Source organism: Paenibacillus sp. JCM 18996 (assembly GCF_055392555.1).
The window spans coordinates 199,585-210,895 of sequence record NZ_AP043884.1 but is presented as its reverse complement, the minus strand read 5'-3'; the positions used below and the strand labels follow the sequence as shown (position 1 = coordinate 210,895).

Annotated in this window: 12 protein-coding genes; 2 read left to right on the top strand and 10 right to left on the bottom strand. The window is 36.2% G+C overall.

Features of this window, described 5'->3' with window-relative positions; translation table 11 throughout:
• Positions 1-96: 96 nt before the first annotated feature.
• Complete coding sequence (locus tag ACZ5N7_RS01050) at positions 97-948, bottom strand: hypothetical protein (protein ID WP_464656601.1); 852 nt, start codon at positions 946-948, stop codon at positions 97-99.
• A gap of 418 nt (positions 949-1,366) precedes the next feature.
• Between ACZ5N7_RS01050 and ACZ5N7_RS01045 the strand changes: the two genes are divergently transcribed.
• Positions 1,367-2,356, top strand: a complete 990-nt coding sequence (locus ACZ5N7_RS01045) for a hypothetical protein (protein WP_464656599.1) — start codon at positions 1,367-1,369, stop codon at positions 2,354-2,356.
• 23 nt (positions 2,357-2,379) lie between these two features.
• On the opposite strand, the gene ACZ5N7_RS01040 is transcribed toward ACZ5N7_RS01045, so the two are convergent.
• The 9 genes from ACZ5N7_RS01040 to ACZ5N7_RS01000 form a co-directional block, all read right to left on the bottom strand.
• Positions 2,380-3,840, bottom strand: coding sequence for an HIRAN domain-containing protein (locus tag ACZ5N7_RS01040; RefSeq protein WP_464656597.1), 1,461 nt, complete (start codon positions 3,838-3,840; stop codon positions 2,380-2,382).
• 82 nt (positions 3,841-3,922) lie between these two features.
• A complete protein-coding gene (locus tag ACZ5N7_RS01035) occupies positions 3,923-5,032 on the bottom strand; it encodes a hypothetical protein (protein WP_464656595.1) in 1,110 nt (369 codons plus the stop codon).
• Positions 5,033-5,257: 225 nt separating this feature from the next.
• Positions 5,258-5,611 carry a hypothetical protein gene (locus ACZ5N7_RS01030; RefSeq protein WP_464656593.1) on the bottom strand — a complete coding sequence of 118 codons (354 nt, stop codon included), beginning with the start codon at positions 5,609-5,611 and terminating at the stop codon, positions 5,258-5,260.
• Positions 5,612-5,824: 213 nt separating this feature from the next.
• Positions 5,825-6,178, bottom strand: a complete 354-nt coding sequence (locus tag ACZ5N7_RS01025; protein WP_464656591.1) for a hypothetical protein — start codon at positions 6,176-6,178, stop codon at positions 5,825-5,827.
• Positions 6,179-6,226: 48 nt separating this feature from the next.
• Entirely contained in the window at positions 6,227-6,649 is a 423-nt protein-coding gene (locus tag ACZ5N7_RS01020) for a hypothetical protein (RefSeq protein ID WP_464656589.1), read from the bottom strand.
• A gap of 1 nt (position 6,650) precedes the next feature.
• On the bottom strand, positions 6,651-6,998 hold the full coding sequence (locus ACZ5N7_RS01015; RefSeq protein WP_464656587.1) for a hypothetical protein: 348 nt from the start codon (positions 6,996-6,998) through the stop codon (positions 6,651-6,653).
• A complete protein-coding gene (locus ACZ5N7_RS01010) occupies positions 6,991-7,338 on the bottom strand; it encodes a hypothetical protein (RefSeq protein WP_464656585.1) in 348 nt (115 codons plus the stop codon). The genes ACZ5N7_RS01015 and ACZ5N7_RS01010 overlap by 8 nt, the downstream gene beginning before the upstream one ends.
• A 510-nt stretch (positions 7,339-7,848) precedes the next feature.
• Positions 7,849-8,433: an imidazoleglycerol-phosphate dehydratase HisB gene (gene hisB, locus ACZ5N7_RS01005; RefSeq protein WP_464659092.1), complete on the bottom strand. Its 585-nt coding sequence runs from the start codon at positions 8,431-8,433 to the stop codon at positions 7,849-7,851.
• A gap of 778 nt (positions 8,434-9,211) precedes the next feature.
• Positions 9,212-9,574 (bottom strand): type II toxin-antitoxin system PemK/MazF family toxin, encoded by a 363-nt coding sequence (locus tag ACZ5N7_RS01000; RefSeq protein WP_464656583.1) that lies wholly within the window; start codon positions 9,572-9,574, stop codon positions 9,212-9,214.
• A 309-nt stretch (positions 9,575-9,883) separates the two neighbouring features.
• Between ACZ5N7_RS01000 and ACZ5N7_RS00995 the strand changes: the two genes are divergently transcribed.
• Positions 9,884-11,176: a TolB family protein gene (locus ACZ5N7_RS00995; protein ID WP_464656581.1), complete on the top strand. Its 1,293-nt coding sequence runs from the start codon at positions 9,884-9,886 to the stop codon at positions 11,174-11,176.
• Positions 11,177-11,311: the final 135 nt, after the last annotated feature.

Here is an 11,311-nt window from a genome sequence, read left to right as displayed (position 1 = left end):
TTCAATAGTTTATATGTATTGATGTAAGTCTGTAAAATCAACTTGTTATCTGTGAAAATATCATCGCAATCAATCCATATTAGAAGAAATTTGGAATCAAATAATATCAAAACAGTCTGGAAATATAGCCTCCAAAACACTTTTGAGAAATACCATTAAATTACTCCATAAAGTAAAACACACATGGTTAGCGGTGAGTTCATTTAACTTGGGGTAACTAAAATACCCTTTTTCATACTCGAACGATTTGAATCCAGGCAAATCACCATCATGTTGTACAGAATCTCGAAACTTCTTCAATTGAACAATCCAATGCTCGTTTTCCATATACACATTATAAAGTTTAGTACCCTTATGTCGCTTATTTTCTTTAAGTTCGGCATACAACTTACCATTTGTAGATACATTCTTATTGCCTAAATGTAAAGCTATCAACTTTGCTATCACATCTAGCGTAGTTCTGATTCTTGAAATAAAGGATTCGAACTCATACCGTAATGGCATATCATCCATTTCTATTGTGACATTACCACTAACTACTTTGTTTAACAATAACTCTTCACCAGTCAGTAATCTTAGACGAAACAAGAATTGCCTCTTATGGTACTGTACTGCGTGTAAGCTATCGTCAATTCGATTCAGCATATTATCTATTTGCTCAGCGTTTTTAAGCCGCTTTGCTCCATTGCTTACGTTTAATGCTTCTCGTATGGGATACAATAATTCTAGAATCTGATGAGAAAGCTGTTGAGGTTTCCGCATCTGAACATTCGTGTGCATTTCGTACAAAGGGATAAATTGATTTCCGTAATCGTCAACCAATTGCGATTGTATATCTACCGATGAGAAACCTTGATTTCTTTCTATAAGCGGTGATTCGTGGACTAGACAGCATTCATTTGGCTTTAGACCGCTTTTACACGGGCAGAAATTGGTGTCTATTAACATAATTTAACCCAACCTTAGCGATATATATCAAACACTGAATCGTTAATTTTAGTCTATACATGCTGCAATTCACTTTTTATACTACAACCTTATATTAATTCTTGTTTTTAATTATACATTTCTCACAAAAATAAATATCCTCGGAAAACCTTGCGACATTTTCGTAAAAACATATAGATCAGAACATTGAAATCAATCTCGGTTTGTTTATGAAAAGCAGGAACCACACATCATTTGTAGAATTTTGTGGAAATAACTATGTCAAAAACTAAAGGTACAGGTAATGACTTTGTAATAGATACAAAAATGTTTAAGGCGGAAAGAGAAAAGTTGAAGACTATTTTGCATCTTCATGTGCCATAGATACAAACGATGTGTCGGGTGTTGAGTTTAAATTTTAAAGAAGAAGGGTTAAGAGATGAATCTAGAAGAGATACTCCATAAGAAAATGGTTCCTTTAAGTTTTCAAATGGGAAATGACTTAGAAAGCCCTATTTATAAGGTATTCTTTAAATCTCGTCCAGAAAAAAAGTACTTTATTGCAGTTGAAATTGCAAAACGAGCTACAAGGCACATTATTCTTGAAAACATTTGTGAAGATGATCATAGTATAAACCACTTGGTTATCTTTACAGAAGAACAATTTGAGGACTTGATATTATTAAACAATCTCATACATAGAATAAGCTTGGTTGAAGGCATTTGGGGATTTGATATATATGGTATAGACTTAAAGTACATCTGCAATTTTCCACATTTTTGTGGTCACGGTTTGCAACTTAAAGACCCACATATTTTAAAAGCAAAAGAAAAAGCATTAGAGATACTTCAAGAAAGGCTTCAAATTGAGAATAAGTCATATGTTGAGCTATTTATCCGAAAAAATTATTTAAATCCAATCCAAAAGGAGTATGAAAAAGTTAACGCTAAGGTTCGCCATTTTTACGACAGTTTACCAGGCGCAGCAGAATATAACGAATTACATAAAGAAGAAAGAAAAAAAATAAAAAGGGAGCATAAGCAAGAAACTGAAAAGATATATAATGAATTGGTCCATAACGGCACTATTCCGATCAAATGGCGTTCGGAGCATGCTTTATTTGAGCTAGTTGCCATTTACTTTCCGGATGCTTTATATCAACATTATCCTGATTGGCTTACTCCTCAAAATTTTGATATATTCGTACCGTCCATAAATGTAGCTTTTGAATACCAGGGCATACAGCATTACAAACCGATTGCCCATTTCGGTGGCGAGGAAGCCTTAAAGCGACGACAAGAGCTTGATAGATTAAAAAAGGAAAAAAGCAATGCGCATAACGTAAAAATTATTGAGTGGCATTACGAGGAACCTATAACAAAAATTTTGTTAGTAAAAAAGCTTCAGAACATTGCAATAACTTTATAAATAATTTGCAATATTATCTCTTGCTAGATAGGCAGCAAAAACTGATATACCTTCAAATCATTTGTATTACTTCTTGACACATTTATTTTCATAACTTTTGATTCAATGCTTGTTATTGTTGATTTAAATTTCATACCCAAATCCAATTTATCGGCATAAACAATTGCCCAGTCTTTACTTACATATCCAATATGATTTCGATTTTTATCAATAACTTTAATTGCATTTACATCAAAGGCATTTTCCGAATCTCTTTCAAGAAAAACTTCATCATTAACTTTCAAGTTCTTTACAAAAGGAATCCTTTCGGGTCTGTTGATTCCAACTATTGGCAATATTTCACTTTTGTTATTTTTCAAACTAACTTTTTCCCAATTTGGTAAAAGAGAAGAATACAAGCTTTCTAAGGAATAATACATATCAGAATCGATAATGTATTGTTTATAATGTGGATACTCTTGATAAAAACATTTTACAACTTCTAAACTATTGTTATCCCAAAATCCCTTTACCTCGATGATTTTATTTTCACTCAATAAAAAATCTGGTCTGTATTTATAGTGATATATTTTTTCGCCAGCCGTTCCCAAATTGGTTACATTTTTATCCAAATGGGTTTTCAGTTCAAATTGATATGCCTCATATTCCCACCTAATTTTTTTATAATTTAAAATCCTGGCAATATTTGCTTCCCAAGATGACATAAAGACCCTCCGTAAGTCTTCACGCCAACCTTCAAGTCCATTACTATCTCTATTTCCAATAGCGTATGTATGCATTAATTTTAATTCATTTTTGGAGTCAATAAATAAGCAAACAGGAATTCGCAACTCCCTCAATTTCTTGAATATTTTGCTCCAAGTGTAGTTTTTATTTATTTTTTGTTTTTGACAAAACGAATCGAACCTTAAAGTTCTAATTTGTTCGACAATCGGAACATAACAAAGACCATAAATATCGAACTTTTCATTTATAACATCCACAAAATGAATATTATGATTTTCTTTCGTTATTTCAGATATGACTTCATCCACTCTATTACTTGTCGCCTTATCAAATACAAAATAATAAGTCTCCTCAAAATGAGTTATTGCGTTAGGAAACTGTTGATAATCTACTTCATAAATTGTTTTGGCTTTGACATTTTCATTATAAAGTATATTTTCGCCAAATCCCCCCCACAGTTCATCCCTAATTTCATATATTTTATCTTTTAGCGTATCGTATAACCCATTATTCCCCTCATAATATTCAACTAAATAGTCGAGCATAACATAACTATCATTATTTTGAATTTCTTTATAGAGAAATTTGATTTCGGGAAATTCTAATATCAAAGAATCAAAAATCTCCATATATTTTATAGGGCAAGGAATACTTTCAATATATTGCTCTAATCTAGGCAAAGATTTCGCCTCTAATAAAGTCCCGATATTTTGAACTAAATACTCGGATAGTTCTTCTAATCCATTATTTATATACAAGTCATTCACTCCAAATCCAAAGATATAAAAATTGGATGTTATATACTTCCTTTAGCGCTCTATCATCTGTAATCCTCTTCACTTATTTGTTAGATCTTTTGGAGCTTACATATTGCTTTGCATCTTCCAATAACTTTTGCGCTTTATTATGATACTCTGTTCCTATATTTAGTTTTGCATCCCTTACTTGATTGATCTTGTCAATCCTCTGCTGTACTGTGTTTAGATATTTATTAATATCATCTTGTGAATATTGAGATTGAGGCATTCCAGTCGTATTCGCACTCACAGCTTTCTGCAAGTTGTCAAAATTATTTTGTAATGACTGCATTGCTCGTTGGATATAGGATACTGAACTGGCTACACCATTGGTAACGCTCCGCATTCCATTATCCGAAGAAACAATCCCATTAAAATCACTTTGGATTCCATTAACTTCGCTTTGTAGGTAATTTAAATCAGATTGCGTTAAATTACTCTTTGATCCATTGGCTTGCAATTGTCGGTAATCTGCCTGCATCTGTTGCCATTTCTCTTCGTAATCTTTAAGGACATCATCGAACCCTGCATTCGGATCCTCTTTGTTGTTCAATATATCCTGAATTTGTTTTATAGAATCTGTAACTGTTCGATTCGCATAAACTACATTGTCTTGCATCATTTTAACCCTATTTGCTTCAGCCTGAGCCTGTTGTTGTTGAAGTTTTTGAGCTTCCATTTGTTTGTTGTTTTCAACCACGTCGGTTTTCAATTGGGCTACTACTTGATTGTACTCATTAACTGTCCCAGGTTGTAGGGCATACGTTTGCAATGTTCCATCATTCATTGGAGCAACTAATGATAATGTTTTATTCTTCAAGGTTCCTGTCCATGTTGTACCCGCTAATCCATCCGTCCATACACTGCCAGTAAATTTAATACTTACGTTCTCACCGCTTAATACTCCCTCGAAAGTGTGACTACTGCTGTCGGTTGACTGCTTCCCATTGGTTTGTTTTGCAAAAATCTGCAGCTGCCCATTTAATTTCTTGTCAGCCTCGGTCCATCTCAAGAACATTACAAAATCTTTCGCAACTAACGTATAGCCTTCAGGCGTTGCATCTGGGACATTATTTTTTGCCACTTGCGTATTGGGCAAGAGGCTGATTAGTGATATTATTTGAAGATGGTTTATCGGGAGTACCACAACCATTTAATAAGATAACACTCACAAGATAAACCCCGAACAAACTCAAACTGCGCCCATTGAACTTCATAACAATCCCCTAAATATTGGTTTTCTAAATAGTATTCAATGATTGTCGACAAAATCCTGCAAAACTTCCTTGGGGATTGTTTAAAACGGCAATAATATAGGATTGCGATACTACTGCGGATAAATTCACACCATGAATGATTCCAAGTAAAGTCTTAAATACTAGTTACCTTTCATCTCATCGCTTGCCGATTGTTGAACTTTTTCGACCAAATGCCGTGTTTGTCTAGATAAACGAGCCATAATTTGAATACTGGGGTGTAATCTGCCTTTTAGACGTTTTTGTATGATTCTGTAGAACTCAACGTTTGTCAGTACAAGCAGCTTCTGTTTTGCTTCTGCTAAAAGTAAGTAGTATAGCTCTGCTTCGATATCTTTAATTTTGCCACTTGGATTTTTGCCGCCGCTGGTTCTCCCCGAAGCTGTTTTTATCGATGCAATAATATCACCATTCAACGAAACACCATCGAATTCGTGCGTTCCCCCAGTTGGTAAATGAACACTACCTTTTTTCAAACTCGACGCAGAAATACCTTGCTAATTTCTGTTTAACCTCATCTTCGACAATGGTTTTAAGTAGATATGTATTAGCCAATTAATTCCACATCCCACAATTAAAAATACTTACTATCAATTCAGGATTCGTTTCATTTATCATACCGTTTGAAAACATATTTGAACATACAAAATGACCGTCATGTGGAGAGACGGTCATTTTGTTAATATGAATTAATTTAATTGGACTTCAACGAAACGAAATCCGTTATCTGTTGGGATAGCTTGGACACCAAATTCTCTATCGCCTTGAATAAACCCAATGGCATATAAAGCTTCTTCTTTTTCTTTAAACTGAGGATAAAAAAAGTGCATCAGATTATGAGACGTATGCAAAGTCAAACAACAATTGAGAATGCCCAACGTTTCTGTTATTTTACGAGGGACAAAATCACGTTTAAGATAAGAACGGGCTACATCAATATTTACAGCTATGTCAATAGCCGTTGCGTTCTTATATTCGGTGGTGAGTAAATGATAAACGGACTGAATAAAGCTTATGTAATTGTCCCCTGCAAGTCTTTTCATACTAACTCTCCTTTAAATATTTTTTACCCGAACTAACGGAACAGGAAGTTATTCGACATGACTAATGACCATTGCTAATTCCATTCGTTCATAATCGTTTCGGCATAGCTCAAAAGCGTTTTGAACTAACTTGTTGCTATGTTCAATTGGGAACGGCAACTGTGCTTCAACATGGTCAATCGCTTGTTTAAATTGCGCAATGGAAGTTGTGTCTAAGAAATAGAATAAAGATGAGTGATGTAAAGAAAAATTATACAACCAGTGTGCGAACGGTTCTCGGAGAAACCAATCGTTCGATTCAGTAGTTACATTTAGCAAAGTGACACGTACTCTGTTCTTGACATACCATTTTCGTTTTAATACCCTATCGAACTCTTTATCGTACTTCGTGAATTCACGGTTCAACATATCCATACTGTAAATCGACCATTGATCATACCATTTACCATTGAGCTTAAAGAAGTTCAACATATTAAATGTCTCCCGGCTTCCAACTGTAAATGATTCCAACAGGGGTAAAAAGAACTTGATACACCCGTGGCTCCTCACTGTCTATAAAATGAATGGTGCAAATCAACTCTTTTTTTGCATTAGGGTCACTTATGTATTGCAAATCAGGTTTTTCGGTTTGCCAAGGTTGTATCATTTCTTCAGCCACAAAACACAGCCCTTGTTCCAGCCAGGCTCCAAAATGTTCTGCACCACAATGTAGCTTATAATTTTCTTCGTGTATCGCTATCCTCTTTACTTTTGTTTTGTCGTCCATTGTGCTTGCAAAAAGTAAGCGTAGGGATTTTATGAATTCAGAATACCTAATCATAAAATACTTCAAAACCTCCACTCTTGGATTTACGAACACCAATCAAAATCTCGGTATCTTTATTGACAGCAACTATGGTGTAGAGTACATCATTATTTTTCGGCGTTCCGAATACGAACTGAACCGTAATGTGTTGAGTTTGTGATTCCAACAATTGACGAGCAACATTGGCTATGTAAGCAAAATCTCTGTGCAGCTCATACTTGTTCTCTTCAAATTCGCTAATCATTACGTTATCTAGTACTGTAAAACCCAGAATATACTCATATTTCCCTTCCAGTTGTTCTATTAGGGCATTCACAGTATAAGGTGTGGAATGCTGTTTTTTCTCTGGTTTCAAGCTATCTCCTCCTTGTTGAGGATTATCATATCCTGATCCAAATAGGCTTGACTAGAGGTTCGAATTTCCAGCTAATGATTATAAAAAAATAAAGAAATTCATTTTAACGAAAAAAATGAAAGGCTTGGTACCCACAAAGAACTGGGCGACAAGCCTTTCAATTTTTTTTATTTTATTAGAAGTGACAATTCATTCTGAAATTAGGATTGTTCAATGCAATAATTTTACAGTTGCTTCGGAGATATTTGCCATCTTCAACCGCAATCCATTCGTTCGTAAAGACTTTGATTAGATGAATATTTCGGTGCCGTAGAGCCAGCTGGTTAATGAGTCAGAGCCACCGTGTTAAAAAAATAGAGCCATTATGTTAATGGTGAGAGCCATCAAATAATTGATGGCTCTCGGTTAACTAATTCAACTATCGTACCCGTTAGCGTAATCGTCAGATGTCCAATGAAACAAATTCCTCCCCCATAATTTGTTACACGTAAGCGTCTATACATATTTTTTTCATAATGATAACGTACCCTTCGTAGACGGAATAACATCGCCAGTTATCCTAATTGCTTTCTTCAACGCATCGCCGAATGCCACGAAAATTGCCTCATTTATATGGTGTGTATTTCTGCCGTATTCCAAATTGATGTGCATGGTTATCCCGCTATTATGCGCTACAGCGATAAAAAACTCTTCGGTTAATTCGGTTTCAAACTCGCCTACTCGTGTTGACGGCATTTCCACGTTAAACACTAAAAAAGAGCGATTAGATATACTCAAATCCACTAATGCTAAGCTCTCATCCATAGGTATACGAGAACTACCATAACGGTTTATGCCTTTTTTATCCCCTATAGCCTTTTTGATTGCTTGCCCCAAGCATATTCCAATGTCCTCAACCGTGTGATGCCCATCTATCTCTAAATCACCTTTGCAATCCACATTTAGTTTTATTCCTGCCCTAAAAGCAAAAAGCGTGAGCATATGGTTAAAGAATCCAATTCCCGTGTTGATGTTGCCTTCACTGTATTCATCGAGATTAAGCTCCAGTTTAATTTCTGTTTCTTTTGTTTTTCTGTTAATTAATGCCTCTCGCACCATAACAAACTCCCTTCTTAACTGAGGTATTGCCTTTTGGTATTGCTAGCCGAATGAATTCGATTAAGACCACATCCTTTATTACTTTACTTCTCTAATATATTATCGTAATAAAGTGATAATGTAAAGTTATGTAAGTGTCGGTCAGCCACGCTAAACTGCCCGTTAGCCACACATGCAGCGCAAGCGCTGCACCACAGATTATGAAAATGGTTTTATCAGTCTATACTGCTCTTATGGCTGGCGAAGAAGGTCGATGAGCTATGGTGCCTTAGAGCCCAACCGTTAGTCTGACTCCGACCACCACGGTGCATCACAGATTGTCGCACCCTATATGGGTAGCACTTATAGGAGATTAATCCTTTCTGGTTGTTGCACCAGCCATGCCTTTTTTTGAAGTATTTTGAACTAGTTTTGGAACTACATAACACTCTTCTCAATTGAAGGCTCAGCCTTTTTTTAAAACGATTGTTGCTGGGTCTAATTTTCTATTGTCTTTTTTCGGTTTTGAGCGGTTTTAATTTTCATAGGAGCTTAATGAACTTACCCAAGCTTACTGAACAACACTTAATACAAAGATGGCTCTTCCTTCCGAGAAGGTGGCTCTATTTCGTTAACATCATGGCTCTGACTCATTAACCAAGCGGCTCTCCCGTAGTGAAATATTCAATTAGACCAACTGTATCCAATTGTCCATTAACCCAAACTTCGACTTGTACATGTGAATGGACACAGTTTTGGATTTGTTCGTTCGTGTAGACGTGAATCCTCCGAGCCATTATACACCCACATGATCTGGCTGCTCTTTGTTCAGTCCAAAATGGATCTTCAGGGCGGTATCCACACGTGTCATAGTTTCGATATCGAGGTGAGTGATTTTATCTTTGAGTCGATTCTTATCAATTGTTCTTACATGTTCCAACAAAACAGCGCAATCTTGCCCTAAATCAGTATTACCTTTAATGAGTACATGGGTGGGTAGTTTTGCTTTCTCAAATTGGCTTGTTATTGCAGATACTGTTACATGTGGATTAAATCGGTTGCTAACATTATTGGATACAACAAGTACTTTGCGTACTTCGCCAATTTCGGAACCAAAGCTGGGGGATAAATCAGCAAAAAAAATGTCACCACGAACCATAAATGAGTTCATCCTTTCAGGAAAATGTTACCTCTACATTCTACATGGTTAGACATTTTCCTCCTACGTTCTAATGTTTTGTCCTAATGAAACATTCATTAGCTCACGGACGTTTAAAAAATGGAAATAGCTGGTGTATAGAAACTTCAAACCGAGCGAAACGTATCCAGCGGCGGAAAGGAAGCTTATCGTGACACAGACAAGGAAAATATTTCTATACCTTTCTAAATGCCTCATGGTAAAAGTTGCAACAACTCAGAAATCATCACGTCTAAATATGTGTAATATATGGGGAAAGGAAGTTTTCTTTTGAAAAGTTTTAATTATTTACTTGTGTGTGGCTTGTTGTGTATCACTCTAACCGGATGCGATTCTAAACAGGGCAACGAAAATACGGCTCAACCTTCACCCATCATTACGCCGGTTCCCAGTGCTGAAACAACCTCGAAACTAACAACCTACACTGAACCTCTTCGTTCTTGGAACTGGAAGAAGTTCGGGAGGGGTAATCTTAATGTTTTTCACATTAAAGATGGAATCATTCTATATCCGGAACCGATCACCTATATTGGATTAAAAGGATATTCCGGAAAAGATTTTGCCTTGGGGACGACCACCGCCTACTTTATAAGAGCTGCTGACGAACAATTTTCAAGCCCCGAGGCACTCGAAATAGCGTCAAAGTCCCTGCCTTTTGGTAAGGGTTTTACGGTAAAGAATCAACTGTTTCCAGCAGACGGAATGTCTATAAAAATGAGTAGTGGAGATCTGGTTGGAGTGGCTGGAGATCAAACGAACATATGGCTTGTATCGGAGGATGGCAATTCAGCAAAACCCCTATTAAGCACTAAAGGCTATGATGAACTGAACCTTAAGGTCAAAACGGACGAAGCCAATTTCGGGGAGAGAAAATATAGTTTAAACTGGAGTTCGAATCCGCATCCGATGGCGGACGGGATGAAAATCGCCTTTGTATCCAATAGAAATGGAATTCTCTCGGTAAAGAAAGGGCAGAGTGTCTATATTGTAAACAAGGATGGCAGTAATGAAAAACTACTCATTGATTCTCAAAAGTACGGCAGCCTGACGATTGTAGGTACTGCAAAAGATTTAGTTGCCGCAGAAACTTATAACCATTCTCTACTTATTGTAAACACGACAAGCGGAGAAGTTAAAGAGTTTCCGATAAACGGAAAGTCAATCGCTATATCTCCTGATGGGGCAAAGGTCCTTTTTCGAAAGATAGTGGAACCTTCCATTCAAAAAGATTTATGGTTGTTAAACGTGGAAAGTGGCAAGGAAACGATCGTAGCTGGTTTTCCGCAAGGTTACTTTTTCAATGCAGCTGGGGAATGGTCTCCTGATGGTTCAAAGTACGCTTTTTACGGTAATGGCATAGAAGTTATAGATAAAACTAAAGGCTACAGGGATAATAACATACTGCTTATCATAGATTCCTCCTCTTCATCTATGGCTTCATACGGAAAACCAGAAGGCACAGCCAACATATATCCGCTTGGAACAAATCATTGGATCGACGCCAAGCATGTGCTCGTTTATCTTGAAGATGATACGACTTGGATCGCAAAATTGAAGGAGTGAAGTAAAGGCTTCTTTAGAGATGATAATGTTATGCAGGAATGTGAAACAGATATCAATTGTGTATTTCGTCTAATGTAATTAGAGGGACAAAATGAAAAAAACTATGTGGACACCCTACAAAAAAATTACCCAAGT

Bases quoted from the DNA above. Each gene is read 5' to 3' on its own strand.
- ACZ5N7_RS01050 (WP_464656601.1), bottom strand. From the start codon at position 948: ATGTTAATAGACACCAATTTCTGCCCGTGTAAAAGCGGTCTAAAGCCA.
- ACZ5N7_RS01045 (WP_464656599.1), top strand. From the start codon at position 1,367: ATGAATCTAGAAGAGATACTCCATAAGAAAATGGTTCCTTTAAGTTTT.
- ACZ5N7_RS01035 (WP_464656595.1), bottom strand. From the start codon at position 5,032: ATGGTTGTGGTACTCCCGATAAACCATCTTCAAATAATATCACTAATC.
- ACZ5N7_RS01025 (WP_464656591.1), bottom strand. From the start codon at position 6,178: ATGAAAAGACTTGCAGGGGACAATTACATAAGCTTTATTCAGTCCGTT.
- ACZ5N7_RS01020 (WP_464656589.1), bottom strand. From the start codon at position 6,649: ATGTTGAACTTCTTTAAGCTCAATGGTAAATGGTATGATCAATGGTCG.
- ACZ5N7_RS01015 (WP_464656587.1), bottom strand. From the start codon at position 6,998: ATGATTAGGTATTCTGAATTCATAAAATCCCTACGCTTACTTTTTGCA.
- ACZ5N7_RS01000 (WP_464656583.1), bottom strand. From the start codon at position 9,574: ATGGTTCGTGGTGACATTTTTTTTGCTGATTTATCCCCCAGCTTTGGT.